The sequence below is a fragment of the Pseudogulbenkiania sp. MAI-1 genome (assembly GCF_000527175.1).
Taxonomy (GTDB): Bacteria; Pseudomonadota; Gammaproteobacteria; order Burkholderiales; family Chromobacteriaceae; genus Pseudogulbenkiania.
On the sequence record NZ_AZUR01000001.1, the window covers coordinates 1,560,855 to 1,586,308 of the forward strand.

At 62.9% G+C, this 25,454-nt stretch carries 33 protein-coding genes; 2 read left to right on the forward strand and 31 right to left on the reverse strand.

Going from position 1 to position 25,454, the window contains the following annotated elements:
* Window positions 1-8: 8 nt before the first annotated feature.
* The 27 genes from PSEMAI1_RS0107180 to PSEMAI1_RS0107310 form a co-directional block, all read right to left on the reverse strand.
* On the reverse strand, window positions 9-914 hold the full coding sequence (locus PSEMAI1_RS0107180; RefSeq protein WP_024302216.1) for a hypothetical protein: 906 nt from the start codon (window positions 912-914) through the stop codon (window positions 9-11).
* 52 nt (window positions 915-966) lie between these two features.
* Complete coding sequence (locus PSEMAI1_RS0107185) at window positions 967-1,590, reverse strand: phage baseplate assembly protein V (protein ID WP_024302217.1); 624 nt, start codon at window positions 1,588-1,590, stop codon at window positions 967-969.
* Window positions 1,580-2,689 carry a phage baseplate assembly protein gene (locus PSEMAI1_RS0107190; RefSeq protein ID WP_024302218.1) on the reverse strand — a complete coding sequence of 370 codons (1,110 nt, stop codon included), beginning with the start codon at window positions 2,687-2,689 and terminating at the stop codon, window positions 1,580-1,582. Before PSEMAI1_RS0107190 ends, PSEMAI1_RS0107185 begins: the two co-directional genes overlap by 11 nt.
* Window positions 2,673-4,028: a DNA circularization protein gene (locus PSEMAI1_RS0107195; protein WP_024302219.1), complete on the reverse strand. Its 1,356-nt coding sequence runs from the start codon at window positions 4,026-4,028 to the stop codon at window positions 2,673-2,675. Before PSEMAI1_RS0107195 ends, PSEMAI1_RS0107190 begins: the two co-directional genes overlap by 17 nt.
* Window positions 4,028-6,277, reverse strand: a complete 2,250-nt coding sequence (locus tag PSEMAI1_RS20510) for a phage tail tape measure protein (RefSeq protein ID WP_024302220.1) — start codon at window positions 6,275-6,277, stop codon at window positions 4,028-4,030. The genes PSEMAI1_RS0107195 and PSEMAI1_RS20510 overlap by 1 nt, the downstream gene beginning before the upstream one ends.
* Before the next feature lie 125 nt (window positions 6,278-6,402).
* Window positions 6,403-6,789 (reverse strand): hypothetical protein, encoded by a 387-nt coding sequence (locus PSEMAI1_RS0107205; protein WP_024302221.1) that lies wholly within the window; start codon window positions 6,787-6,789, stop codon window positions 6,403-6,405.
* Window positions 6,786-7,160 carry a hypothetical protein gene (locus PSEMAI1_RS0107210; protein ID WP_024302222.1) on the reverse strand — a complete coding sequence of 125 codons (375 nt, stop codon included), beginning with the start codon at window positions 7,158-7,160 and terminating at the stop codon, window positions 6,786-6,788. The genes PSEMAI1_RS0107205 and PSEMAI1_RS0107210 overlap by 4 nt, the downstream gene beginning before the upstream one ends.
* Window positions 7,161-7,178: 18 nt before the next feature.
* Window positions 7,179-8,600: a phage tail sheath subtilisin-like domain-containing protein gene (locus PSEMAI1_RS0107215; RefSeq protein ID WP_024302223.1), complete on the reverse strand. Its 1,422-nt coding sequence runs from the start codon at window positions 8,598-8,600 to the stop codon at window positions 7,179-7,181.
* Window positions 8,600-8,788, reverse strand: a complete 189-nt coding sequence (locus PSEMAI1_RS0107220) for a DUF2635 domain-containing protein (RefSeq protein ID WP_024302224.1) — start codon at window positions 8,786-8,788, stop codon at window positions 8,600-8,602. Before PSEMAI1_RS0107220 ends, PSEMAI1_RS0107215 begins: the two co-directional genes overlap by 1 nt.
* Entirely contained in the window at window positions 8,785-9,432 is a 648-nt protein-coding gene (locus tag PSEMAI1_RS0107225) for a DUF1834 family protein (protein WP_029770537.1), read from the reverse strand. The genes PSEMAI1_RS0107220 and PSEMAI1_RS0107225 overlap by 4 nt, the downstream gene beginning before the upstream one ends.
* Complete coding sequence (locus PSEMAI1_RS0107230) at window positions 9,432-9,851, reverse strand: gp436 family protein (protein ID WP_024302226.1); 420 nt, start codon at window positions 9,849-9,851, stop codon at window positions 9,432-9,434. The genes PSEMAI1_RS0107225 and PSEMAI1_RS0107230 overlap by 1 nt, the downstream gene beginning before the upstream one ends.
* A gap of 2 nt (window positions 9,852-9,853) precedes the next feature.
* Window positions 9,854-10,270 carry a hypothetical protein gene (locus tag PSEMAI1_RS0107235; protein ID WP_156943099.1) on the reverse strand — a complete coding sequence of 139 codons (417 nt, stop codon included), beginning with the start codon at window positions 10,268-10,270 and terminating at the stop codon, window positions 9,854-9,856.
* A 14-nt stretch (window positions 10,271-10,284) separates the two neighbouring features.
* Entirely contained in the window at window positions 10,285-11,193 is a 909-nt protein-coding gene (locus PSEMAI1_RS0107240; RefSeq protein WP_024302228.1) for a Mu-like prophage major head subunit gpT family protein, read from the reverse strand.
* Window positions 11,194-11,207: 14 nt separating this feature from the next.
* Window positions 11,208-11,612 carry a hypothetical protein gene (locus PSEMAI1_RS0107245; protein ID WP_024302229.1) on the reverse strand — a complete coding sequence of 135 codons (405 nt, stop codon included), beginning with the start codon at window positions 11,610-11,612 and terminating at the stop codon, window positions 11,208-11,210.
* Between the two features lie 3 nt (window positions 11,613-11,615).
* On the reverse strand, window positions 11,616-12,626 hold the full coding sequence (locus PSEMAI1_RS0107250; RefSeq protein ID WP_198019588.1) for a phage protease: 1,011 nt from the start codon (window positions 12,624-12,626) through the stop codon (window positions 11,616-11,618).
* A gap of 121 nt (window positions 12,627-12,747) precedes the next feature.
* The gene (locus PSEMAI1_RS0107255) at window positions 12,748-13,245 is read right to left on the reverse strand and encodes a hypothetical protein (RefSeq protein WP_024302231.1); all 498 of its coding nucleotides are present in this window, start codon (window positions 13,243-13,245) and stop codon (window positions 12,748-12,750) included.
* A gap of 140 nt (window positions 13,246-13,385) precedes the next feature.
* Window positions 13,386-13,880: a phage virion morphogenesis protein gene (locus tag PSEMAI1_RS0107260; RefSeq protein ID WP_024302232.1), complete on the reverse strand. Its 495-nt coding sequence runs from the start codon at window positions 13,878-13,880 to the stop codon at window positions 13,386-13,388.
* A gap of 98 nt (window positions 13,881-13,978) precedes the next feature.
* Window positions 13,979-15,253: a phage minor head protein gene (locus PSEMAI1_RS21990; protein WP_024302233.1), complete on the reverse strand. Its 1,275-nt coding sequence runs from the start codon at window positions 15,251-15,253 to the stop codon at window positions 13,979-13,981.
* On the reverse strand, window positions 15,240-16,844 hold the full coding sequence (locus tag PSEMAI1_RS0107270; protein ID WP_024302234.1) for a DUF935 domain-containing protein: 1,605 nt from the start codon (window positions 16,842-16,844) through the stop codon (window positions 15,240-15,242). The genes PSEMAI1_RS21990 and PSEMAI1_RS0107270 overlap by 14 nt, the downstream gene beginning before the upstream one ends.
* Before the next feature lie 15 nt (window positions 16,845-16,859).
* Window positions 16,860-18,416 (reverse strand): hypothetical protein, encoded by a 1,557-nt coding sequence (locus PSEMAI1_RS0107275; RefSeq protein WP_024302235.1) that lies wholly within the window; start codon window positions 18,414-18,416, stop codon window positions 16,860-16,862.
* Window positions 18,413-18,925 (reverse strand): DUF3486 family protein, encoded by a 513-nt coding sequence (locus PSEMAI1_RS0107280; RefSeq protein ID WP_024302236.1) that lies wholly within the window; start codon window positions 18,923-18,925, stop codon window positions 18,413-18,415. Before PSEMAI1_RS0107280 ends, PSEMAI1_RS0107275 begins: the two co-directional genes overlap by 4 nt.
* A gap of 7 nt (window positions 18,926-18,932) precedes the next feature.
* Window positions 18,933-19,247 carry a hypothetical protein gene (locus PSEMAI1_RS0107285; RefSeq protein ID WP_029770538.1) on the reverse strand — a complete coding sequence of 105 codons (315 nt, stop codon included), beginning with the start codon at window positions 19,245-19,247 and terminating at the stop codon, window positions 18,933-18,935.
* The gene (locus tag PSEMAI1_RS0107290; RefSeq protein ID WP_024302238.1) at window positions 19,241-19,585 is read right to left on the reverse strand and encodes a hypothetical protein; all 345 of its coding nucleotides are present in this window, start codon (window positions 19,583-19,585) and stop codon (window positions 19,241-19,243) included. The genes PSEMAI1_RS0107285 and PSEMAI1_RS0107290 overlap by 7 nt, the downstream gene beginning before the upstream one ends.
* On the reverse strand, window positions 19,582-19,788 hold the full coding sequence (locus PSEMAI1_RS0107295; RefSeq protein WP_024302239.1) for a TraR/DksA family transcriptional regulator: 207 nt from the start codon (window positions 19,786-19,788) through the stop codon (window positions 19,582-19,584). Before PSEMAI1_RS0107295 ends, PSEMAI1_RS0107290 begins: the two co-directional genes overlap by 4 nt.
* Window positions 19,775-20,350: a hypothetical protein gene (locus PSEMAI1_RS0107300; protein WP_029770539.1), complete on the reverse strand. Its 576-nt coding sequence runs from the start codon at window positions 20,348-20,350 to the stop codon at window positions 19,775-19,777. The genes PSEMAI1_RS0107295 and PSEMAI1_RS0107300 overlap by 14 nt, the downstream gene beginning before the upstream one ends.
* On the reverse strand, window positions 20,343-20,537 hold the full coding sequence (locus PSEMAI1_RS0107305) for a hypothetical protein (RefSeq protein WP_024302242.1): 195 nt from the start codon (window positions 20,535-20,537) through the stop codon (window positions 20,343-20,345). Before PSEMAI1_RS0107305 ends, PSEMAI1_RS0107300 begins: the two co-directional genes overlap by 8 nt.
* On the reverse strand, window positions 20,537-20,947 hold the full coding sequence (locus PSEMAI1_RS0107310; protein ID WP_024302243.1) for a M15 family metallopeptidase: 411 nt from the start codon (window positions 20,945-20,947) through the stop codon (window positions 20,537-20,539). Before PSEMAI1_RS0107310 ends, PSEMAI1_RS0107305 begins: the two co-directional genes overlap by 1 nt.
* 189 nt (window positions 20,948-21,136) lie before the next feature.
* Here PSEMAI1_RS0107310 and PSEMAI1_RS0107315 point away from each other — a divergent pair, with 189 nt between their 5' ends.
* Both PSEMAI1_RS0107315 and PSEMAI1_RS0107320 read left to right on the forward strand, forming a co-directional pair.
* On the forward strand, window positions 21,137-21,613 hold the full coding sequence (locus tag PSEMAI1_RS0107315; RefSeq protein WP_024302244.1) for a hypothetical protein: 477 nt from the start codon (window positions 21,137-21,139) through the stop codon (window positions 21,611-21,613).
* A 95-nt stretch (window positions 21,614-21,708) separates the two neighbouring features.
* Window positions 21,709-22,587, forward strand: a complete 879-nt coding sequence (locus tag PSEMAI1_RS0107320) for a hypothetical protein (RefSeq protein WP_029770540.1) — start codon at window positions 21,709-21,711, stop codon at window positions 22,585-22,587.
* A gap of 103 nt (window positions 22,588-22,690) precedes the next feature.
* Here the strand turns inward: PSEMAI1_RS0107320 and PSEMAI1_RS0107325 are convergent, their stop codons facing one another.
* The 4 genes from PSEMAI1_RS0107325 to PSEMAI1_RS0107340 form a co-directional block, all read right to left on the reverse strand.
* Entirely contained in the window at window positions 22,691-22,939 is a 249-nt protein-coding gene (locus PSEMAI1_RS0107325) for a hypothetical protein (RefSeq protein WP_024302246.1), read from the reverse strand.
* An 844-nt stretch (window positions 22,940-23,783) separates the two neighbouring features.
* Window positions 23,784-24,215 carry a Mor transcription activator family protein gene (locus tag PSEMAI1_RS0107330; protein WP_024302247.1) on the reverse strand — a complete coding sequence of 144 codons (432 nt, stop codon included), beginning with the start codon at window positions 24,213-24,215 and terminating at the stop codon, window positions 23,784-23,786.
* A 95-nt stretch (window positions 24,216-24,310) separates the two neighbouring features.
* Window positions 24,311-24,733 (reverse strand): gp16 family protein, encoded by a 423-nt coding sequence (locus PSEMAI1_RS0107335; RefSeq protein ID WP_024302248.1) that lies wholly within the window; start codon window positions 24,731-24,733, stop codon window positions 24,311-24,313.
* 94 nt (window positions 24,734-24,827) lie between these two features.
* Window positions 24,828-25,445 (reverse strand): DUF3164 family protein, encoded by a 618-nt coding sequence (locus PSEMAI1_RS0107340; protein WP_024302249.1) that lies wholly within the window; start codon window positions 25,443-25,445, stop codon window positions 24,828-24,830.
* Window positions 25,446-25,454 lie beyond the last annotated feature (9 nt).

Sequence of the window (25,454 nt, forward strand, 5' to 3'; positions counted from 1 at the left end):
CAGTGGGTCTACTCTGTGACTAGCCTTAGCAAGGTGATCTGGTAAGGAAGGATTTCCTTTTTCTTCCCTTGAGGTTTCGAGTGCACGATAACATCAGCCCTTACCGTAAACTTGCCTGCAACTTTTTTTGGGTCTACGCCATCAGCCAACACAAGTTTCACTCGTCTATCGTTTAGCCTTGGTATCAGGGCTGCCCAGCCTTGATGGTTGCTATCAAGGTTGGTCGCCCTGATGCTGAGGTCGACGTCCTTATATTCCCGTTCAGTGGGGGTGTCGTCGATTTCCAACGAGCTTGGAGCTGTTTGAATAACTTCTTTAGGCAAAGCCAGTACGGTTTGATCTTCGAGTGTGATTGAGGCAGTTGGGTCTCGTTTAGCCGGTTTCACGATCTCAATAGCATCTTTTGCATTGGCTTTTTTGTCGCTGATAGCAGACTCGATAATTTTCGCGAGTTGCTCAGGTTCCATCTGTGCTTGTTCTGCACCGATGTTAATGATTACGTTATTGTTAACGTTGATCGTGTTGGCAGCTTGTTTACTTCCTGCAGTGTTGGCTGCGAGGTAAAGGCCATAGCCGATTATTGATAGGATTAGCGCTCCGATCAGTACGTTTCGTGCCACTTTGTGCTCACCTAGCTTTTCACGAATTTTCCCAAGAAATGCATCGAGCTCCGCTTGATCTTTGAAGAAAATCTTGAGGACAATATCTTCTAAAAGACTACCGGATTGGATTTCTTGAACATATATCTCAAGACCTTGGATTGGGACCGAGGTTACTTGGGTAAGAACACGTGGTAGCCGTTGTAAAGTTCGCTCAAGCGCAAGTAGTGAGGAAGCTATTTCCGCAATTGGGATGGGCTCTTCGTTCGAATAGTAGATCCTATGGGAAACTTCAAGACAATAGCTTTTGTTCATAACTCAAGGTAGTATATGAGGATGTGATTGTCATCATCATATCACTCCTTAGTTATAAAGGGCTTTCTGTCATCCCGCCTGAATCCCCAGTATGCCTGTGCCCATGCAAGCTAGTCCCACTGGCCACCACGTCCTGATCGGTCGTATAGCTGCCACCGGTCTGCGACACATTCCCTGTAAAGCTAGCCCCGTCTCCGCCCTGGATCGCCATCCCACCATTGCCCGACAGCTTCTGTTGCACCGTCACCTGACCAGTGAATTCAGCCGTCGGGCTGTCGAATTTCATGCTCTCGGACGCGGTCAGGGTGAAGGTCTTGGTGGTGCCGTCGATCTTACCGTCACGGAAGATAAAGGTGTCCCCGAAGGCGTTGAAGACGGCTGTCTCCCCTGGTGCCAGTCCTTTGATGCGGTACTGACCGTTCTCGGTGGCGATGATGATGCCGTGGCTGGTCTTGCCACCCAGCGGCAGCACCACGATGGCGGTGCCGGCCGGCGGGTTGGAAGTGAAACCGAAGTGCTGGAATAGCTCCAGATCCCGCAGCGGTTCGCCGGCCAGCCCTTCGCCCTGGACCAGTTGTACGGCCGGGGCCGAGTTGACCAGGCCGAGGACGCCACGGAATGCCTGGCGCACACCGGTCATGGCGCGGCGGATGCGTTTGTCTACCTCAGCCCACATTGATGATCTCCAGTTCCTCTCCCTTCTTGGTACGGCCCTTGGCGCGCTTTTTGGCACGCTTGTGCGGGTGGGCATCCAGCACCCACACGCCGTCTTCCTTCAGGGTCAGCGTGGTGATCCTGCCCAGGCCGCCACGCCCGCCCTGGAACTTGCGCGCCATCAGGAAGAACTCCGCGTCGATCTCGTGCGGCTCGCTGATGACGTGCACGCGCTGGCCGGGCTGCCACAGCACGCCCTCGCTGGTGCGGTGGCCCTTGACCTTGGCGATCAGGGTGAAGCCCTTGAGGCGGCTGTCGGACAGCAGCTTGCGTGCCCTGGCTTGTGCCGTGGCCATGTTCTCGACGTCGGGGTCGACCACGATGAGGGGACGGTAAACCGTCACGGCGGGGTCGCGCACCGTGGCCTTGATGGCGTGGCGGCCGTCTTCCACCGCCGTGCCGTGTGCTTGGCCGAGCACGGTGATGTGCGAGTAGCGCTCGGCCATGCTGCGCTGGGGGTCCAGTTCAATGACGTTGTTGCCCTTGCCGTTCTTGCGCATGACCAGGGTCGCCACCGGTGGCCGGGTGTAGTCCGGGCCACCGATCACCAGGGTGCCGTCCGGCTCGAACCACGGCCACAGGCCGTTGGCTTCGGCGGCGTTGACCAGCGTGTTCCAGGCGGTATCGCCCGGTTCGACACTGACCTTCTCGCGGGTGGCCGAGCTGGCGGCATCGATGAGCACCTTGCTGATGCCCAGCGGCTTGACCACGTTGGCCACCACCTCGGCCAGGCTGGCCTGCTTGGTGGTGAAGATCGGCGCACTGCAGTCCACCAGCACCGCCGCGCCGTCGCGGCCGTTGATCGTCAGGGTGTGGCTGCTCTTGCTGAGCGGTTGGCCGACCACGTCGATGTGGCCGGTCAGTACCGTATCGCGGCCGACACGCACCTCGACCGCTGCACCCTCGGCGACTAGGGGTGGGATCATGCCTTGGGGCAGCCCCAGCTGGACTTGCCAAGCGTCGGCCGGGATCAGCAGATCCGAGTCGATCTCGTAGCGGCTCCAGCGGCTATGCACCTTGCCGTCGATCAGCAGGCTGACGGTGTCATTGGGCGTAGGCATAAAGGGTGTCTCCCGCCTGCAGGGCGTTGGGGTTGGTCAGCTGGGGATTGAGGCGGGCCAGTTCCTGGGCGCGGGTGTAATCGCCGTACCAACGGAAGGCGACCAGGTGCAAATTGCCCGGCGCGTCGACGGTGCGCGTCACCAGCGGCGGCCGCTGCACGATCAACGCGACGGCAGCCTCTTGCACACCCAGGGCGGTGTCCTTCAGCGCCTCGGTCACCGGGCGGGCATCTTCGATGCCATACAGCTCGCGGTGTGCCTCGATGGCCGCCTGCAGCATCTGGCGCACGTCGCCCGCGATCTGCTCGATCTGCGGCGGCGACAGCGTCGGCTCTTCCACCTCGGCGGCGAAGATCTGGCTGGCGCTGTCGGCCAGCTGGGCGGCCACGGTGAGCTGCAGCAGCGAGGTGGCCATGGCCACGTCCTCGGCCTTGGCCGGGATCGGCTTACCCGTGCCGGACGACGACGTGCCAGCACCGTTACCGCTGGTGCCGCTGGTCGTTCCTCCCGGCTGCGTCACGACGCTTCCCATCGTGGTTGAGGTCGAATTGGTACTGCTCGTCAACGTCGTGCCGGCACCGCTGCCGCTGGCCATACCGGCCGGCAGTTTCACCACGTCGTCCAGCTGGCCGACCAGGCTTTGCCAGTCGGACATTAGTACGTCGATGTCGAAGCCGCGCAGATCGGCAATACCGCTGATGAGCCCGACCACGTCGGCGGCGAAGGCACGCGGGTAGTCGATCAGGTCCAGCGTGGTCGTGATGATTCCCTGCACCTGGCTGCGGATCACGCCAAGGGTGCCGGTCAGCACGTCGCGCAGAGCATTCAGCCGGGATAGGTTGTTCTTGACGCCCTTGAGTCCCTCCAGTGCCGTGGCGAAGGCGCCGATACCGTTAAAGCGTGCCGACTCGGTGAGCTGGTTAACGGCCTCGGCCTGCTGGGCCGGCAGCTGCTGTACGAAGAATGGGTTGCCCGGTGTGGACTGGACGAAGTTGAGTTCAACCGTGCAGTAGTCCGGGGAGTCGGCGTCGTGACCGAACTGGTAGTCGATGAGCTGGGCATGCTGGATGCTGCCGAACACCGGATGGATCAGCTCGCCGGGGCCGGACTGGTCGAGCACTTCGAGGAACGCCTGCAGGCGGCTCTCGTAATCGTCGCCCCAGAACACGGCCGTGATTGCCACGCGCCGCGCCTTGCGGCCGAGGTCTTCCACGTCGGCCCCGTCCAGGTAGGGGTATTCGTGACTGGCGGTGTCGCGCTGGGCGCTGTCCTGGGTGCGCAGGCAATCGAAGGTGACGCCCCGGAACGAGGCGTCGAGCAGGGTATCTTTCCAGGCCATCAATACCTCCGGGCGGTCGCGCTATTGGTGGCGTTGACGGCCGCCACGATGTTGCCGTTCTTGACGTCCACCGTGACCTTGACCGGGATTGGCTGGCTGACCGCCTGCTGCATGGTCTTGGCGGCCAAGTCCAGCCGGGTCGAGGCGGTGACGGCGGACTGCAGCAGCGATAGCTGCGGGATAGGAGCGGCCGCGCTCGGTTCGTTGCGGCGGGGAAGCGGTGTCGGCGCCAGCAGCTTGGCCTCCCGGCTGCCGTTGACCAGGTCGTACAGCCACGTCCCAAAGGTGCGTTCCTTGCCGCCGTTGGTGGCGGTCAGCACGCCGGTGATGCCGGCGTTGATGGCCGTGCCAATGCCATAGCCGGCTGCCCCGGCGGCGGCCACCGGCAGCAGTCGTGTGCCCGCGGCCGTCGCGCCTCTGAGCAGCGCGCCGGCCCCCGAGGCTGCCCGAGTGGCCAGCGACCCGCCACCGCCCGTCATCATGCTGGCCAGCCCCGCCGCGCCGGCAGCGGCCGCCAGTGCGGTCAGCGCGGTGGTGGTGCCGACCAGTGCTGTCGACAGTGCCGGGTACTTGTCGGCGTACTCGACCAGCTTGAGCTTGACGTCACCCACGGTGGACGACAGCCCGGACAGCGCGTTGAACTCCTTCTCGGCCATTGTGTTCTCGCCCTGTTGGCCCTTCCAGGCTGCGCTCTCCTGGATCAGGCTGAGGTCGGTGTTGACCACCTCACCGGGTTTGACCGCGCGCAGCTTCTGCTCGATGTCGGCCATGCCGGCACGGTCGTTGAGCATGGCGATCACCGCCATCAGCTCCTGGCGGTCGGACGAAATATTGCCGACGACCGAGCCCTGGACGATGCGGGCCATCGAATCGAGCGTCGCCTTCTTCTCTTCTCCGGTCGCGGTAGCCAGCTTGGCCTGCAGCTTTTGGTAGGCGGCGTTCTTCTTCAACAGTCCGTCGATGGCGTCGCCGAACACGTCGACCGCGTCCTTGCCTTGTTTGGTACCGTCGACCAGCTTCTGGCGCCAGTTGATGCCGACCTTCTTGAAGTCCTTGGACGTTTCCTCGGCATTGAGCTTGGCCAGGAAGTTGACGACGTTGTTGCCGGCTTCGTCCTTGGTGCCGGCGGTGACCACTGCGTTCTGGTTCAACGCCACCAGCTTGGCCAGGCCATTGGTGCCGCTCATGCCCGCCGACGACGCGGCCGCCATCTGCTGCGGCAGCCACTTGGCCATGTCCTTCAGCTCGAAGCCGCCGAGCTTGCCGCCCAGCATCGCCATCTCCAACACCTTCGGGAAGTCGGCGTCGGCAATCTTGAGCGTCTTCTTCGACTTCAGAACGATATCGGCAATCGCGTTCGGGTCGGCCTCGGCGGCGGTCGCGTACTTCATCACCGTCGGCAGCAGCGCGAGCGCGGACTGGCGGCCCTGCGCGCCTTCGCCGAGCGCGCCCGACGCGATCATGTTGTTGAGCGTGTCGGCGGCCTGGTCACGGTTGCCTCCGTTGCGCACCGACTTGGCGATGGCCTCGCGCATCTCGCGCAGGCCGGCGCGACGGCCACCGAGTCCCTGCTCGGCGTAGGCGGTGTTCGCCATGTAGCGCAGCCGCAGGTCGTAGTCCTCGACCCGCTGCAGCGGCTGGCTGACGACATACTTCGCGGCGGTGACGCCGGCCGCCCCGGCAACCAGCCCCTTGGCGCTGCTGGCCATGCCGCGCTGCAGCCGGCTCACGCCACTCATTTCCTCGCGCAGCTCGCGCACCCGCTGACGCATCGCGGCGTAGGCGCGCGCCTGTTCGTTGGCCGACAGGGCGCCGCTACGGGTCAGACGCTGGTAGGCGGCCTCGGTCTGGCGGATCTCGCGCTGGATCGCTTGCTCGGCGCGCACGCCCAGTTGCTCACGGGCGCTAGTCATGCGCTGGCTCTCGCGCGACAGGCCGATCATGGCACGTTCGCCGCGCTGGACCTCGGTGGTCATGGTCCGCAGACTGGCGGCCCCGGCCTGGGCCGTTGCCACGGTGGCGCGTCCGGTGGCGAGCATCGTCGCGCCGGCCTTCTGGCTCTCCTGGGCCAGCTGCCGGAAACTGCGCGCTCCCGCCTGGCCCGCCTCGGCGCTGGCTTGGCCAGCGTTTTTGCTGGCGGCCACCGCCTTCTGGCTTTCTTGGGCCAGTTGCTGCATGGCACGGGCCACCGGCCGCGACATCTCGTCGCGGGCGCGTAGGGTCAGGGCAAGGTCGAGGTTTCGGGACATTTAGCGGGGCTTCTTCTTCCGTTGCGACTTGATGTGGCGGGTCTCGCCGCCGCCGGACGTCTTGTCCGGCTTGCCGCCGTAGAGGCGGTTGACGGCGGCGAGGTAGCCTTCGAACTCGGCCGCGTTCAGCTCGCGGACGCGGGGCTCGGGGATGCCGTGCTTGCCGAGGGCGACGACGGCGAGTCGGAAGCCGGCGAGGTGGGCCTCGGCCGCATCCGCTTTTTTTTAAGCTGGTCACGCGCCTCGGTCAGCACGTCGAAGTCGTCGTCGACCAGGTACTGTTCCAGCAGTTCGTAGGTGATCGCTTCGCGCGGGATGTCGCCGAGCTTGACCAGGCAGTGCGCCAGCATCGCCGTGTTGAGCTTGAGGTTGGAGCCGATACCGTGCTCCTCGATGGCGGCGATGTTGTCGCCGACCATCGGCAGGCGTAGTTCGAAGTGGTAGTGCAACTGGCCGGAGCCGGCTGGGTATTCCACGCCATACAGCAGTTGGTCTTTGTGGGTCATCATCATTCCGTCACTTTCCGTAGCGATTCCATCTTGATGTCGCGCCGTGCCTCGTTGTCGACGCTGTACTTGGAGCCCACCTCGACGGTGTAACAGTCGAGGTAGCTTTCGCGCGCGCCTCCCTGACTCGCCGGGTAGAGGGTCAGCTTGGCGCCCTCGATGGCGGCCCAATCCAGGTCACCCGACAGGGGGATGGCGACGGTCAGGGAGAGGTCGTGCTCCTCGATGCCGCGCGCAAAGCCCTTGGCGCGGCCAGTCCTGTTCATCGTCTTGACCTTCTTTCGGCCGGTTTTGCTGGTGACGTTGACGTCGATTACCTCGACCTCTTGGCCATCCACCTCCAGCACGATGGCGCCGGCGTATTCTTCCAATGCCATGTTGGTTCTCCTTGGTTGTTACAGCAGCAGGTCGATGCGGCCGGCGAACACGTGCAGGCCGTTCACCACGTCGGTCGGGATCTTGGCGTCGAGCCGGTTCGCGTCCTGGCTGTCACGCTCGACCAGCAGACCGGCCTTGTTCGCCTCGACGTTCTCGACAATCTCCAGCTCCTCCAGCTTGAGCAGCACGTCGTACAGTTCGGAGCGCACCTTGTCGGGCGTGCGTTCGCTGAGCTTCTCGCGCGGGAAGCGCAGCGCGATGCGTTCGCGGCATGCCTTGCGCACGTAGTCCAGGGTGCGGATGGTGGTGATGTCGAGCAGCGCCACGTCGTCGATGCCCTGGGCGTCCTTGGTGTAGGTGCTGATGGCGCGCACGATCTGCACGCGGTCGCCGGGGCCGATCTCCAGCGGGGTCAGACCGTTGTAGAGGGCATTCTCCTGCTCGGTGCGGCTCGGACGGTCGGTCAGGCCGGTGACGTCGAGGCCCTTCAGCTCCAGCGTGTTGAGCGGGCGGGCCGGGTCTTCCTCGCTGGCCAGCACGGCGGCGTAGCCGGCGGCGATCTCGCACGGCAGCTTGGCCGAGCCGCGATGCCAGGCCCCGGTGATCCGGCCGCTGTTAATCTGGCCGGCCAGGGTGGTGCCGCTGGCCAAGGTGCCCGGCCAGCCGAAGGCGGCAATCGCGCCGCGCTGCTCCATTGGCCCGGAGACGAATTCCAGATGGCTGCGCACGGCGGTCAGGCTGGCCTGGTCGGCGAACGGGCTGACCACGATGTGGTGGCCGGCGCCGACCATGGTGGCCAGCGCCGGGGTCAGGTCGGGGTCGACGGCGCCATTCGCCATGGCCACCACGGCGGCGGTGACGCCGGCCGCCGTGCTGACGGCCTTGAGCTTGATGCCGTTGCCGGCCGCGCCCTTATGACGCGCGTTCAGCGTGACCACTGTACCTGCCGCCGCCGCCGTCACCGGCAGGTCGGTCTGCTTGTCCAGGGAGGCCTTGAGTGCCGAGGCGACGGTGGAGGCGGCATCACCGCTGGTCACGGCCACGTCGACGCGGGTGGTTCCGACGTACAGACTGACCACGCCGCTGCTGGTCGCCGGGCCGCCCAGCGTCACGGAGCCCGTCGCCGCCACCCCGGCCGCCGCATCGTCGACCGCGATCAGGGTTAGCTGCAAATAAGGGTTGGCGGTGATTGCGGCACGTGCCATCAGGTGGGCGTAGGAACCCCGGCCGAACAGCTGGGCGGCCTGCTCGTCGCTGAACACGTCGACCGGCTCCAGCGCCGGGTGGCTGCCGCTGGCCAGTCGCTGCCCCACGGCCAATACCTTCTGCAGGTTACCCGGCAGGGTGCGCACCGCCAGTCGGGTGTTGAACTCGAAATACTTGCCCGGCTTGCGGATGCTGGACGGGATGCTGTCAAAGCTGATGTTTGGGCTGGGCATCATTCACCCCCTTTCTTTGCGCTCGTTTTGGCATTGGTGTCGTCAGTCACCGTGACCAGGTCGCCCTCGGCCACGATGCGCAGGTAATAAGCGCTGTTCGGCACCTCGACCGGCTCGGCGTCGGTGATGTATTCGCGCGGCTTGTCCTCTTTCGGCACCTGCAGGCCGGGTGCGGCTTTCACTTTCATGGATTGCTCCTCGTCAGGATGTCCTGGGCGTCGGCGATGCCGTCGTCCGGGGTCAGGTGGTAATGGAGGCCGGTTCGCAGCCAGTCGGGGTCGGGCTGGCCGAGCTTGCCCTGGTAGCGGGCGAACACCGAATCCGAGTCATCCTGTGCCTGCGGGCTGGGCCAGTGCCCCAGCGGCAGCGCCTCTTCGATCCAGGCGGTCTGGAACTCGCAGGCGAACACCGAAAACGCCTGGCGTTCCAGCCGGGTGTTAAACAGTGTGCGCACCCGACCCGGCGTCAGCGCCTCGATGGGCAGGCCGAGATCCTGGGCCGACAGCAGGCGACGCACGGCATAGACCAGTGGGTAGCTGCCGACCTCGCCTTGGGCGGGACCGCCTACTCGACTGGCGGCTTCGCTGCGCACGTTGCGCTCGCCCACCATCACCATGAACTGCCCGGTCGCCATGAACTTCCGGCGGCTGGTGCTGTAGGGCTCAGTCTTGATGACGCCGCCGAAGGTGACCCAAGCGGCCGGGAAACGCCGGATCGCTTCCTCGAGCCCCTCGTCCAGCTCGCCGCCGTAGCTGCCGACCTCGCGCACCATGCGGCCGAGGCCGAGCCGCAGACGCGCAATGATGGCGTCCTCGGTCTGGATCAGGATCATCAGAACGCTCCGCCGTCACGGGCGAACACCCGCGACCCTGAGGCGAACTGCACCGTGTTGTCGGTCGGGGCCGGGCCGCCGCCCGGCATGCCGCCGAGCGTCACCTTGCCGTTGGCCGCCAGCTCCAGGAACTTCACCGCGTCGCGGTAGCGGTCGCGGATGTCCTCGGTCAGCTGGGTACTGCTGCCGCATAAGCGGTAGCGGGCGATGTCGCAGGCGTAACCGGTGAGGATCTTCGGCGGCTGTGCCAGCGGCAGCGGATAGCGGCCGCCGATATAGCCGTCGATCTCCACGCCGGCATCCGCCAGCGCCTCGCTCAGCACCGTGTCGTCGATCTGCCCGGTGTAGTCACGGTCGGTCAGGGCAATGACTTCCTTCTCGCCGAAGCGCTTCACCATGTCGTCGCGGGTGGCGTACACGATCAATCCTCCTCGGCGAGATGGGTCAGTTGGACGGCCAGCATCGGCTCCTCATACAGCAGCTTGAACTCATCCTCGGTCAGGTCAGCAAGGCGGATCGTCGAGGCGGTGCGGGTGAACACGCGACCGGCACGACGGAAGCTCTCACACTTGGCCACCACCTCGATGGCGTTGGGCTCGAACAGGCCGGCCAAGGCTTCGGTAGGCGTTGGCTCCAGGGCGGCGTGTTGCTCCACCTGCGGTGCCGGCTCCTGCTCCACCTGGTTGTCGCTGGCCACGCCCTGGTCGGCGTTCTGCGGGTCGACCGGTGGGGTCGCGGCATCCGCTGCTTGCTGCTGCTCGATCTGTGTCCCAGCGTCCTGCTGGGCTTCACCCTCGGCCGGGGCGGCCGGGGTGACCTTGGATTTAGCTCCTGCCATGATCACCCCCTCGCTTATGCCTCAGAACCGTCAGAGCCGTAGGCGAGCTGCCAGAAGCCGTAGCCCCCGGCCGCACGCGCTTCGGCTCCGAACTTGAACTTCTTGCGCATGAACACGTTGTCGGACTGCGGGTCGGTCTGTTCGACGAACACCGGCTTCTTGCGCTCCTGGTAGATGAACGGCTTGATCGGCTTGGTGGTGTCCAGCAGGAACCAGGCGGTGTCCGAGGTCAGGCGCGCATCGACCACCACTTCGAACTTGCCCTTGTACGGGTTGGGGTCCTGTCCGCCCAGCTTGTCCGAGGTGGCCAGGATGGTGGCGGCAGAGCGCAGCGTCGGCGGCACCAGCAACACGTTCGGGGTGATGTTGAGCGGGCGGCCCTCGTCGTCCTTGAAGCGCTCGATGGCAGCAAAGGCGACGCCCAGGCTGGCCTCGGCCGCGTCCAGCGAGGCAGCCGACAGCTTCTTGGTGCCCTTGTTCGACACGGACTGCCCGGCCACCGGGTGATCGGTGTCGATGAAGTACTGGCCGTCATAGCACATGCTGGTGAATGCCTTGTTGACCAGCTCGAACACAATTTCGTCCGGCAGCTGCTTCGCCGAGTGGCCGGCCATCTGCGCCTGCGGCGCGTAGATGCCGAGGTTGTCGTCATCGATGTCGTTGCGGTCGACCTCGACGGTGGCTTCGAAGTCATCGTTGGTGATGCTGTAGCCCGAAGCGGCCAGCGACTTGACCGCCTTCTCGCCGATCCACTTCTGCATGCGCGGGAAGTTGGACAGCCACTTGTAGTCGTTGGAGCGGGCCGAGGACGGCACCAGCATGGCGATCTTCTGCCACTGGCTCGGCGCGGCATCGAAGGCATTGTTGAAGGTGGTCTTCAGGTTGACGAAGATCGCCTTCAGGGTGGAAGCGTTTACGATCATGAATGTGTACTCCCTTAGATGACCCACACGCCGTCGGCATCGAGTGCGACGACGGTTCCGGCTTGCGAGCGGGTGTTGCCGCCGTTGGTCTTGGCGACGGTCTGGTTGTCGACGATGTAGCAGGCACGGCCGAGGCTGGCCTGGGTGACCGGATCGCCCGCGTCGTTGGCCCACTTGAAAGCCCGACCACGGCGCACCGGCACGCTGACGGCGCCATCCGCCCCGGCGCTGTTATCGACGTTGGCGTCGGCCATGCCGAGGTAGGCCAGCGTGGTGGCGGTCACGCCTGGCGTAGCGAAGCCGGTAGCGCTGGCGCACACGATGGTGCCGGCCGGGATGGAGACACCCGCCGCCACGGGGGCGACGATCAGTTCGCCGCCCTTGTGCGGGGTGTTACGGTCTTGGTTCGTTGCCGGCATGACTTACCCTTTCAGTGCGGCCGCGACGGCAGCCGGGTCGTTGCCAAACATGCTGCAAACTGCCAGCGTATCGGCGTCGAGGCCGGCCACCGGATTGTCTGCAGGCGGGTTGCCTTGGGTTTGGGTGCCCGACAGCGCCGCGATCTTCGGCGCGGTGGCGAGGTAGCCCTGCAGCGCGGTCAGGTTCGACTTGCCCAGATCGCGCGCCCAGCCCTCCTGGGCGGCCAGCAGGCGGCCGTCGGACAGTGCCGCCGTCACCAGCTCATCGACTTCGCGCCCCTGCAGCTGGGTGGTGAGTGCGGCGACCTGGCTCTGCAGCTCGCGCATGGTGTCGACCGACACGAAGCGGGCCGGGTCGGCCTGAGTGGCCGACAGTGCGGCGATACGCTGCTGCTGGGTGCTGACCAGATTGACCAGATCGACGCTGGCCGCAGCGGTGCCCTGGCCGTTGGAAAGCTGTTCGACCAGCTTCTGCAGTTGGGCCTTGATGTCGTCGGCGGTAGCACCGACGGGCAGGTTGAGCAGCCAGCGCAGCTGCTCGATCAGTTCGTCCATCGCGGATTCCTCCTGGGTAACGGACTGGGTTAAGGAAACCAGACGCGACAAGGCCGCCACCTGCAGTTCAGGCAGTTCGTCCAGTGCCGGGTTATTGGTCAGGGCGACATGCAGCAGGCCGGTGACACGGCCCTGCTTGTCGTAGGTGAAAACAGGGGAGAGGTAGAGGTATTCCCTGGCCTCGATCATCGCGGCCGCCTTGGCCGTCCACTCGACGTCGGTGGCGTAGAGGCCGTCCTCGCGCCATTCCAGCGTGTGGAACCAACCGGAAGCGGGCGCGGGCTGGCCGTTTTTTTCGCTGCGCAGGGTCTGGTGCTCGTAGTCGATTACATAGCGCGTTTCCCGTTGGTTGGCTTCGGCGATCAGGATTGCGGCCAACACTTCATCCAAACGCCAGGCGGCGCACTCGGCGGGGCGGCCGTCGCGGGCGCGGAAGTCCCCGGCCGGCAGTAGCTTCACAGCTTGCTGTCCTGGGGAGAGTTCAACCGTCAGAGCGGCGATGAGGGGTGCTAGATGTGCCATGCCCCGCAGTGTGCGGGGCATGGTGGAAGAGGATGGAGGCGAGGAGTGTCAGTAGGGCTTACGCCTTTATCGAGTAAATATCATGCAGCTTTGTTTCCAACTTAATCTTGTCAGTAAACTTTTTCCTTTCCTCTGCCGGGTTCTTCAGGTATCGACAGACTTCCATCAAGCGGCTGCATACAAGATATTCAGCGATGGAGAGGAATGTGATTTCGACCACGAGGGTGACCCTGAAGAATATCTCGGCGCCAGTTAGTGGCCGGGCAGGAGACGTCGCTTCTTTTGCGATGAAGAACAGAAATACCAAGATAAAGAAGCAGAACAGAAACTGGGTGAGTCCTTCTCCGATAACTCCTAACGCCTGGGTCGGTGAGTTCACCAGCTCATCCATTGCATCCCTCTGGGCCGTTAATCGGTCGATCTTTTTTAGTCGCCGCTCTCTCCAGCGTACCTTGATCTGTTGCATGCCCTTCCGTCCAATTTGGAAAGCAAGGGCTAGCGTGAAGAGATGCTCTACCCAAGTCAGAACCTTATCAGCTTCAACTCCAATATCCATGGCAACCTTGATGTATTACAAAGATGCCATATGCTACCCCGTTAGAACGCCGTTAGAAATGACGCATACCCAGTAGGGCATGCCATTGCATGCCTTCCTACCAAAACCCTGCCACAGCCCGTTTCTGTCGATTTCCGCTTTCAGCTCCCAACAGTCCGCCGCAGGTAGTCCTCCACCGTCGCCTCGATCTCGTTCACGTCCTGGTCGGTCAGCGCCAGGAACGGCCGCGCCGGGATGTTGCTGCCGGGGTGGTTGACCTTCTTGACCACCCGGCCCCCGAAGGCCAGTGCCTTCTTGTTACGTGGTCTGATCTCGTGCGGCCGGGTCTGGCCACCAAACTGGTGGATGGCGGCGTACTTGACGTTGGTGCCGACAACGGCGTTGTTGTTGTCGCTGACCGAGACGATGGAGGAAGCGAGCCGGCCGCTATCCTGCAGAATCTTGCCGCCTGCCCGGCGCGGGTTGGGTTTCAGCCCCTGCCAGGTGGGCCGGCCTTCCTGGGCGAAGTTCTCCTCGACCGCGTCGGCCATGATGGCGGCGAGGTTGCGCATCAGCGGAGCCCGTTCGACGACGGCCTTCTCCAGTCGCTCCAGGGCGCCCAAGACGTCTGTGCTGTCGATCTTGATGTCTATCATGGCGTATACTCAGATCAGCCTCGGAAACACGGTGAATCTCCCTGCCGTAGAACGCCGCAAGGTGGATCGCGTGAGGGTGCTGGGAGCCCCTCCCGAGGCTATCCCTCCCAAATGATCTTGCCGCTCTTCTTCAGCCTGGCGACTTCCTTGTCGCTGGTGGTGTAGAACGACTGCAGGTAGTTTTCCCGACCGTCCCGCGTCACCTTGACCACTGCTACCCACCAGCGCCCCTGGCGGTTGACGAACTTCAGGTGCAGCGCCTTCTCCTCGATCACCAGTTGCGGCCGTTCCAGCACCGCCTGAACGCGCCAGTAATCGGCCAAGGCCACCGGCTGGCTGTCGCGGTGCGCCAACTGCTTGACCAGGGTCTCGTCCGACAGCCATACCGTCTGGCTCTGGCTGCCGAGGCGTTCCATGTCGTCGCCGGCCAGCACCGCGACCGGGTACTTCTGGCCCACGGCCAGCGCCTGGCGCAGTGCGGCCACTGGCTGCTGATCGGTGAGCCCCTTGGCCACCTGGTTCTCCAGCGTCTGGTACCAGCGGGCGAAGTCAGGCCCGGTCAGGGAGCCCTGGACGTACTGGCGCGCCACGTCGACCGGGTAACGGTCCAGCTCGGGCTGGTAGGCTGCCCGACCAGGGTTGTAGCCGAAGCCGGCGTCCGCCATGAAGCGCTGGCCGGTGGCCGGATCGTTGAAGGCCGGCGCCGGCCGGGTGGTGCCCTTGCGGTCGACCACTTGGTCAACGGTCTCCATCCGGCCCTTGCTGCTCGACTCGACCAGGTTCAGCCGGTCCATATCGCGCTGGCTGCGGGTGCGCACGCGGCAGCGGCAGTTCCAGCCGTTGGGGGGATAGAAGCGCTGCCAGAATGGGTCGTCGTAGCGGAACACGCGGCCGTGCAGGTTGCGGTGCGCCGGCCGGGTGCGGTTGTCCAGCACCGCGACGTACTCCCAATACGGCCGTGCCTCGGCGTTGGCCAACTGCTCCTGGTAGCGCCCGGCCATGTAGGCCGACTGCAGATTGGTGCGGAAGATGGTTTCCAGCCGACGCGGATTGAGGCGCTTGCCGTGAATCTCGCCGGTGTCCTGGTCGACCACGCGCCCCTTGCCCCACCAGCCCTTGGCTTCCAGCAGCGGCTGCAACCGGTTTTGGAAGTCGGCCAGTGTTTCTCCATTCTTGATCGCCTCGGTCAAGGCGCCCCGAATGTCGGTTAATACGTCGAGTTTGGTTATGCCGGCCACGGTGAACGCCCTGGCATGCGCTTCGGCCCAGACGTCCTGCCACTTGAAGCCGATGGCGTAGCCCTTGCCTTCGAAATAGCGGATCGCCTCCTCGGGTGGCAGGCCGATGGCGTAGGACAGATCAGCGGTCGGCATTTACCCGTCCCCATACGTCGGCCACGAAGATGGCGCGAGCCAGCAACTCGGACACGGCACCGTCGTCCATCCCCGGGTAGGCTGCCACCAGCGCCTCGATGGCGTCGTCCGGCGTGGCGCCGTTGCGGATCGCCTGGATCGCCGGAGCCAGCAACTGCCCCATGCCGGCGTTGAGGGTGTCGGCCGGCAGGGTGATTGCATCCAGGGCTGCCTGGTCCGGGTACACCACCTCGCCCTGGGCGTTGGTGAGCACGGCGTGGTACTGCAGACTGGCGGCAGCCTGGCCGTTTTGCATGGTTTTTGGCATAGGCCGTAGTTCGGGCGGCAACGCCATTTCCGGGCGCGGCGCGGTGAGCACCTTTTCTCCCTTCTTCGGCTTGGGAATCGCCAGCTTGTTGTGCACCCAGTCGACCGGAACTTCTACGCCCAGACCGACCAGCTCCGGCAGCGCTTCGGCGTACAGCTTGAGGTCTTCCGGCTCGCGCACGTCGAACACCAGGCGCGGCAGGCGGCGTGGGTCGACGTCGCCGAAGTTGAGCGCCGCCAACGGATAGAGCAGATCACGGGTCAGGGTGCCGGCGAGCTGGCGCGCGTCGGAAACCAGCAGATCGTGGCGCACCTCGTTGTGCACGTTGCCGAGCGCGTTGGTCGACGACTTGCCATCGGCCTGGCTGGTCAGCGTACCGCCGAGGATGGCCTTGGACTGGGTGCGCTCGCACCAGTCAATCATCGCCTGGAACGGCTCCTCGCTGCCTTGGGCGGCGTTCTGGAACTCGATCAGCATCCCGTCGGGAATGATGCCGGCCGCGTTATGGCCGATCTCGGCCACGGCACGCAGCAGCGTGGCTTTTTCCTCCTTGGTCGCGCCGGCCGGGTATTTCCCCACCCGCAGTGGCAGACCGTAAATTTCCAGAAACTCGGCTAGGTCGCGCACGCTGTAGTTCTTGAACAGGTACGGCCACGCCAGCACCCGGTGCAGGCCGGCGCGGGTCAGGTAGCCCGACTTGGCCTTGTGCTTGTGTACCACCCAGCCGAACGGCCACAGCTCGGCGCCCTCGAACGAACCGTCGCGCAGGCGCAGGGCGTTGCCATCGTGCGGCAGGGTCTGGAACCAGCGTTGCGGGCGGTGGGACAGCCCCTTCGGCAGCCAGTCGCTGCCGAGCCGCTGCCAGGCGATCTCCAGTGCGGCAAAACCGTGACCGATGCCGTCCAGGCAATCCAGCAGCACGTCGTCGAAGTCAGCCAGGTCGGATAGCCACTCCTGCAGCTGTTCGGCCTGTTTCTGCTCGGCGGCGCTGGCGTTGCGCGGCGGCTCGACGCTCCAGTCCAGCGTCAGGATGGCGCGCTTGCGCTTGCTCATCTCGGCGAAGATGTGGCCGTCCTTCTCTTCCATATCCACGAACAGGTCGGCCTGTGCCACCAGATCGCCGCGCTCGGCGTCTTCCAGAATACGATGCAGCTTGGGCGGCGTCAGGCCACGCGACGGGTGTTCAGCGAACTCGCGCGTTATCCAGCCCACGCGAGCGGTCTGCTCTTCGGCCAGCACCTCGCGCTGGATCGGCTGGCCGTATTGATCAACGATTTTCGGCATGTTTGTCACCTTGGTTTACCAGGCTCCGGTACCGAAGCCGGCGTATTCCTCGTCGGCGTCACCGTCCCGGTGCTGGCCGCGTGGGGCGGACTCGAACTCAATCGGCGCCGCCTCGTTGCGGCTGGCGTAATCCGCCATCAGCAGGGCGATGGCGCTGTCGCCGTGGCGCTTGCCGCTGGCCTGGCCGCCGTCGCCTTTCTCCTGGGTGCGGGTTTCGGATACGCGCGGGATACCCCGGATCAGCTGCACCTGGCGGTAGTCGGTCAGCACGTCCTCGTCGGCCGGCAGGTCGTGCAGCGTGCCGTCCTCGAGCGCGGTCTTGAGCTTGGGGAAGTTGTCCAGGTAGAACGCCTCGGTCGCCTGGATGCTGTGGATGCGGGTGGCACCGTACTTCTGAGTTGCCTTCTCGGCCAGGTACTGGCCGTTGCCTCGGGCGTCCAGGGCGGCCGCCAGAAAGGTGGGTAGGCTATCCAGGATGTAGAACAGGATCTGGCGCTGCTGATCGAACGGCATGTTGCGAATCTCAACCTGGAACGGCACGCGGCGGCGCAGGCCCAGCCGGATCAGCGGCACCAGAATGGTGAGGTCACCCTTGCGGGCGAAGTCTTCGCCCAGGAACGACCTGGCGTTCTTCGGCAGCTTGTCCAGCAGCGGCTTCAGCTCGGTGTCGCACCATTCCTTGATGTCGGCCTCGCGCACCTTCTCCGGCAGCAGAGTGAAGGCGTCGGCGCGGGCGATGCGTAGCACCGGCGTGGCCTCGCTGGCCCGGCTCTCCAGCAAGGCCCGGCTGAAATAGCTGCCGGCCGAGTTGGTCGGGATGCAGTCCAGCTCCTGGCCGGCCCCGCTGCCGTAGAACGAGTACACCCCGGCCACCCAGGCGGCTTCCTCGGCCGCGTTGTATGGCTTACCCAGGCGCAGGCAGACGCGGTGATAGAGACCTTCACTCACAGCCTGCTTGAACTCCAGCCGGTGCACGGTGCCGGCACGCTTGCCGCCACGGATGTCCTTGATCAACTCATTGAACGGGTTGTCGACGCCGTAGTGGGTGGAAATCACCCGCACCTTGCCGCCCCAGATCAGCATGGCCATGGCTGCGTCCAGCAGCTCCTGCAACTGTTCGTGGAACGCTGCCTCGTCAATGACGATGATGCCCTGGCGGCCGCGCAGGTTGGACGGGCGCGACGACAGCGCCACGATGCGGTGCCCGGATGGGAAGCGGATGGTGTAGGTCTTGATGTTCTTGTCGCGGTCGGCCTCGTCATCCCAGATGCCTTCCACGATCTGGCCGGCGGCGTAGTCGAACGCTTTGGCCCACATCGTGCATGCCTCGATGTACTCGATGGTCATGTCCTGGTTGTACGCGATGTAATAGACGTTCTGGCCGCCGGCCGACTTCTCGGCGGCGGCGGTCAGCACGTCGTCGGACGCCTCGCCCCAGGTCAGGCCGGTACGGCGCGACTTCTCGATGACCTTGAGCGGTGACGGGTCGGCCACCCAGCGTTGCTGGTAGGGCAGCAATACCGCCGGGACAGCGGCTCCGGCGGTGTTGGGTAGATGGATGGGCAGCGTCATTCGGCGATCCCCAGGATCATCTTGCGAATCTGCTGCACGGTGTTGCCGGACAAGCCGCACTTGCTGACCAACGCCTCGGCGGCGTCGGCAGCCGCGCGGGCTTTCTCGCGCACCTCGGTCTGCCATTTCTTCTGCACGACCGATGCCTTGCCCAGCTCGGCCACGGCTTTGGCCACCTTGGGCAGATCGATCTGGCCTTCCTGGGCCATCAGCAGCTGGAACAGCTTCTCCTGCACCAGGCGCATCAGTGCCTCGTTGACGGCGCCCTCGTTATCCGGGGCAGCCTCCACCACGGCACGCGCCTGTTGGCTGGCCAGCTTCAGCGCTGACAGCCGGTCTTCGAACTCCTGGCCATAGCGGTGGATGGCGCTCTTGCTGATGTCGTAGCCCTTGTCGCGCAGCTCGGCGGCCAGCGCCTCGTAGCCGGAAAAGTCGCCGTCGACCAAGGCGCTATCCAGCCAGGCTTTCACCTCTGGCGGCAGCGCGGTGATTTTGGAACGGGGTGGCATGGCGACCTCAGAAGTACTTGGCCGGGCGGGCAATGCCGGGCTGGCAGTCCACCGTGTACTCCACGATGTCGACGCCGAGCCGGGTCAGGTCCGCCGTCCAGGGGCCGGACGGGTCACGCTTGATTTCCAGCAGACAGCGGTCGGCCAGGTAGTCCAGCTCGCGGCGCAGCTCCAGCGCCGTCACGTCCGGGTAGATACCCTGGATGGTGGACAGGATCAGCACCTCGTGGGCACCAATCGGGCGGGCATTGTTCAAGGTCAGCAGGATCGCCCAGCGCATGGACTCGCGGCGGGCTTTGGCGGGGTCGATGGCATTCAGCATGTCGTTTTCCCTGTCAGGGCCAGCTGCTGCAGGCTGTGGGCAACGCCGTCCAGCTTGGCCTCAATGGTGGTTTGGTTACGGATGAAGTCCTCGCGGCGTACGTACTCCAGCGGCAGCGCCGCCATCAGCTTGAGCAGGTCTTTTTCCAGGTCGACCAGCTTGGCGCGGTGGGCTTCCAGCGTGGCGGACGTCAGCTCCTGCGACTTGGCGACCGCGCCGAACTTCTCGTCGATGTTGCGGCCCACCACGCCGCCCAAAATCTTGGCCACGGTCCAGAAGCCAGCGAGGATGGCCAACAGCAGGGTGATCACCTGCCATAGCTCCAGCGTTAACGTCATCGGCGACTCCTTTCGCGCACGTTTTGGCAATCGACGCAGCGGGTGCAGCCGGGAGCGGCCAACTGCCGGGCCGGCGGGATGGGCACGCCGCAGTCATCACACTCGCTGGCCGATACGCCGCGCCCCACCAGATCGCGGGCGGCGGCGATGGCTGCCTCGCGCTCCTCCATCTCCAGTTCCTGGGCGCGGTCAAAGGGGTCCATCGCCATCCTTCCGGTGCAGGTTGATCAGGGTGTCGAGTTGGGCGTCGAGCCGCTGGCACCACTCGCCGTAGTCGGCGGAGTGGGCGAGAAGGTCTTCAGGCGGTAGCCCTTCGTCGGTGCCAGCGGCTTGACCGGCTTGGTCAGCGTTTCCGGCGTCGGCTGCGGGCACACCTGGATCACTTGGGGTGTAGCCGAGGGCGGACTGGTAGAGGCGCAGGCTGTCAGGGCCAAGGCCAGTCCAATGCGGGCCATCAGTGCGTATCGCATCGGGAATCCTTTGCTTCAGTTGGGATTGGGTGTCGGCCAGGCGGGCGCGGGTCTGGATCAGCTCCCAGCCCAGCTTGTGCGCTTGGTCGGCCAGCTTCTGCTGCTCGACCAGGGCGCCGGCCAGCTCGGCGGCCTTGGCGTCGGAGACGGCATTCAGATCGCGTGCATGGTTCTCGGCTTGGGTGGCGAGGTGGGCCTTGTAGACGCTGGCTGTGTGCGAGCTGCCGAAGCCGTAGCCGGCGACGACGGCGCCAGACACGGCGCCCACGATCAGCCAGTCTTTGAGGTCAAGCATTGCCGGCCTCCTGCTTGATGACGCGGGCCACACCGATAACGAGCATTGCCCAGCCGTACCAATGCGCCGGCAGCACTGCCGCGAGCTGCGGCTGCAGTGCTTCGAGCGCGGTGATGAACGCCACCAGGGCGGTGAGCCGCACCGACCACAGCCGGTGGGCGCGCTTCCAGTTGTCTATCAGGCGCATCACTGATACCCCTTGGCCAATTGGAAGTGGGGCATCTCGCGGAACTTGGCGCGCGGGTTGCCGTACCAGGTGAGCCCGAGGGACTCGCCGATCCGGCCCATGACCTGCCAGTGCGGATGATTGGCATCCCACATCGGCTTGCCGCCTACCAGCGGCACCACGTCAAAAGCGCGGGCGGCAGGTTTGTCCTTGATGGTGGCGTTGTGCGCGGATTGGCCGGCACGGGCGTTGGTTACGCGCGGGCCGGGCTGGCCATTACGGCCTTGGGCATAGAGCTGATCTTGTTCGACGCCAGAGCGCCACGTGCAGGTAATGAGCGGGTCCACCCCTGCGGCCTCGCAGCGGCGCAGGAACTCGCGGCACAAGGGCTGCAGGTCGGGGTGAAGGTCTTCGATACGGCGGCTGGCCATGACGGCATCCTTTTACTTGTGGATGCTGTCGATTGTGGCGGGGCCGGCTGGATGGGCTTAGTGGTAAGGTGTCAGAGAGAAAACAATGGAGGGGGCGTATGGACTGATGACGTATTTTGTTTATGATTGGTAGATATCTAACATTGTGAAGCTAACCTATCACACCGCAGCCCGCACTATGGAGACCAGATGCGCTACCTTCCTCCTAAGCCGAGTAGTTTTTCCCAGCGCGCAGTTGCCAATCATCTATTGTTTGTATCCATGGCCATTGTGGTTCTCGCTTGGTCAGCGCTGACAAGAGCCGGCGGCTTTGATGCGCATTTCACGCAAGCAAACTTTGACGCGCTTGCTCGGTTTGTTGACTACAAGCAGGTTGGGATTCCTGTTGCAGGTGGCTTTCTTCTCTACCTAGTGATCTCCCTGCTCTCTCACCAATCTGGGAGCATCTTAGCAGAGGTGAAGGCGTATCATTGGAGAGAGCTAATCCATGCCGAAGTCTCATCCATCTTGCTCAGTTCAAGCTCATTGTCCTTTGTCGTTGGTGCTCTATTTTGCTGGGTGGGACTCTTCAATGAAGGCTTAAGGACGGCAAGCTGGTGGCCGATTGGGTTAATTCTTGCATATCTGCTTCGCCCCAAGACGCAGGACCGATATGATGAAGTCTAACCCTTACATGTCAAATGTAAGAGGGCTCAAGAAATCTGAGCTAAGTACGCGCAGTGCGGCTAACTAAAAAAATTAGCTTTCAGGATCGTCTCGCCATGACTGAACAAAACCAATCTGATATTCATGAGGAACCCTCTGCAATGTTGTTCTCTGAGTTTTTGGAGAGCGTTCCGCCGGGTAGTTTGATGAATATTGCTGATCTTTCTAAGCATAAGTATTATTCAAATGGTTCGGTCGCGGGTTTTCAGCTATTTCTGCCGGACATACAACTGCATTGTCCAAGAGATACTTGCAATGGTGTCCGCTTTTTTCGCAGCTCTACCCGCTCAGTTCCCGACATACCTTATGATAGTTACCACTATTGCTACATTTCCTACGTTTGCTCGAACTGCCGGCATACGGAAAAAACATTCTCGCTCGCGGCTCAGCGAGACGAAGGCTGTTTATCTGGGAAATGCTTCAAGTTTGGAGAGTTGCCGGAGTATGGCCCACCTACGGCATCTAGACTAGTTAAGTTGATCGGCCCTGATCGAGAGCTTTTCTTGAAAGGGAGACGCTGTGAGAACCAGGGATTAGGGGTGGGGGCTTTTGTTTACTACAGGCGCGTTGTAGAGAGCCAAAAGAATCGGATACTTGATGAAGTAATCAAGGTGTCGAAGAAGGTGGGCGCTAATCCGGAGGCGATCCAGCTGCTTGAGGAGGCAAAGACCGAGACGCAATTTAGCAAAGCATTGTTGAGCGTAAAGGACGCTATACCCCAGGCTCTATTGATCAATGGCCACAACCCACTTTCGCTATTGCACTCCGCACTAAGTGATGGTTTACATCTAAGGACTGACGAAGAGTGTTTGGAAGTCGCAAGCAGTATTCGCATCGTATTGGCGGAGCTATCTGAAAGACTTGCTCAATCACTGAAAGATGAGGCTGAACTCAATAAGGCGTTGTCCCGCCTTATGAGTAGAAAAGCTAGCTAACTTCTCGATCTGCCAAGGGTGAGTAAGTCGCGCAGACCCATAATGTCAGGCGGGGGTGTTGTCGGTGAGGTCGTGCAGAAACACCCTGGGAAGATGGTGGGCTTTAGCTGGCATTCGTGTTTTTGAGTTTGGATATTAAGGTGTCTATTAATTTTTGAATGATTTCTTCGGTAATTTTTTCTGGGATATGATCAATAAACATGACCTTGTCAATATCTAGGCGGGAGCGGACAATCCCTTCAGATGTTGCCTGTAGCTCAACAAGAACGATTGCCCCTTCTGGCACCCAGGCGCGTATTGCCTTTAGGTCAGGTGTGAGTTTGATTTCAGGCTGAAAAAGGACTGTTTCCATGTCGCATCTCCGGGCTTAAGTAACTGTATGTCGAGCAACAATGCAGCTGGCCGGTACAGAGTTCATAAGGAACTCTGCATCCCGTGCTGCAAATACCAAAGCCCTAAATCGATTGGCTATGTGCGGTGGGTACATCTGACCCCCAGCGTGGGGTACTGACCTGGTTGCCAAATTATTAAAGTATCTGTCAGCCACCGCAACAATCAAACGCTGGTCTCCGGTGTGCTCATGCGCTAAATCGGTATTTGATATTTCTGCTATAGGGTTAACCAAGCGATAATTTAGCCCAATGGTAGACAGGTCTATTTCGTAGACGAAACCAGGGCTATTCGGGGTGGCAATCCCTGCTGGTCCCATAAGCGCATATGTGCGTGCGATTGCAAACGATGTTGTTAGAGAGATGTATGGGGATGGATTTGAGTAAGCCGTTATGTGGCAAACAACAGCATTAGCTGTCTGCGCCCGGCTTCCCGCACATGTCAGACCACCTTGCCGTGCATCATGAATGTGCCAGTATGTCCCCGGACCGGCACCTTTATAAAGGGTAGGAATCTGCATGCTGCTAGTCTCCTAAGTTTAGGATCGCCAGTAGTATGAGCCCTTGATGTGAAATGGTTTGCTGATGGCGCTTGGCGTCAAAAACTGAGCCCTCAGTAGTTGAAGTGCCACTAGGTATGCCGCATCACTCGTTCCATGCTGAGTTGTTGAACAGCCATAGGTGCCATGGTGCGGCTGTATTATTTGTATGTCTAGTACGCATGCCTCATCTAAGGTTAGATAACTCAGCCTAAAACAACAACGCCATTGAGCTGTGGAAGGCTGCTCATGCCCCAGAGAGGTGGTGCTAGAACAACGCCGGCTGTTCCGGTGCGGCCATCCGGGCTGGCCGCTTGAGTATCCGCCACACGGTGCGGTCGGCCAGCTTGAAGTGCAAGGCCAACTGCTGGACGGACCAGTTGGCCGAGTGATCGGCACACATCTCGTCGAAGCGGCGGCGCAGTTCGCGGTCGCGCAGCTCCTGCAGGGCCTCGTAGCAGCGCGGGATATAGAGCATGTCGCCGCCGTAGTGGCGGGTCAGGGTTTCGGCCTCGCGCTGGCCGATGGCTTCGGCCAGGTACTGGAAGTTGGCGATGCCCTTGTCGGTCCTGGCCTTGGCCACGGCCAGGGTGGTGCCGCCGAAGGTGTCGACCAGCGACAAGGCGGCCGGGTAGCCGATCAGGCGGGAAATCTCCTGAATGCTTTCAGGGAGTAGTTCGGTTACGTCGTCCAGTTTCATCTCGGGCGTCCTCATCAGGACGGCGGGCCGATTAGCTCTGTCGCTAATCAGCCCGCTGTTGTTATGACACGCCCATTGTTTACACGCCGAGAATTCTAACGGCCCCTGCCGTGGCGGCGGGATTCGATCTCCAGCGCCACCATGACACTCTTTACCTGGCCGTCGTCGCACCATTCCAGTTTTTCCACGCCGAACATGCGGCTAGCCAGCGCCTGGGCGTAGCTCCAGTGCCGCCCGGCGTCAGCCAGCAGCGCCTCGATCTTGTCGATGTATGCCTCCCGGCTTTTAACGGTCTGCGGCCGCTGGCCGTGCTTTTTCGCGATCGATTTGGCAGGCTGCCAGCCACACTTCTTGAAGTGGGCCAGCACCTTTTCCAGCGCCTGGTCGTCCAGGTCTTTGGCGCTGGTCTTGCCGGTCACCTGGGCCAGCAGGGCACGGTAGGCGTCGTCCTGCAGCCCCAGCTCCTTGCGGGCAATGTGCACCTTGGCCAACAGGGCAGGGCGGTGGGTGGTCTTCATCGTGGACTCCGTCAAAACACGTTGCGGAACCGGCCGCTTCAGCGGCGGCCGGCTCGACACCGGGCTCTAGGCCGGGCGGATCAGCGGTCTGGCCTCACACCCCCGCCAAATCAAGACAAATCGGCTGCCATTGGTCGTTGGCCCCGACACGCCGGTACAGCCGGATGTAGCCGGCCGTACCAACCACCGTCATGGCGTCGTCCAGTATCTGCATGGCGCGCTGCCACCGTTCGTCGTTGCTATTCAGCCGGCGCAGTTCCAGGATGCGAGACACGCGCAAGTCGCCGCTCCGGTCGGATTCGAAGGTGCGAGTGGCGATAGCTATCATCTCGGGCGGGGCGCTGGTGCCCCAGTCGAGGAGGCACTCATCGATCAAAACCTTGGCCGCTTTAATACGCTCGTCAAAACCGATCCGGTCTTGGTATGAGCGCACTACCTTGAGCGTGCCGTCGTAGCTGGTCAGCACCACGCCGCCTTTCTCGCCGCCGAGGGTCACGCCGTACTGCTCTGCGCTGGTGGAAACCAGGGCCGCCACGTCGGTGAAGGCGAGATTTTTGAACTCCTGCAGTTGGGAATTCAGTGCCAATGCCTTGTCCACCAGCAGTCGTACGGTCTGGTCACGCAATTTGTCGATGGGGGCGACCAGCTCCGGCGGCGTCAGCCGGCCCTTGGCGTCCTTCCAGTAAGTGGCATAGTTGGGTTGGTTCTGCATCGTGTGCTC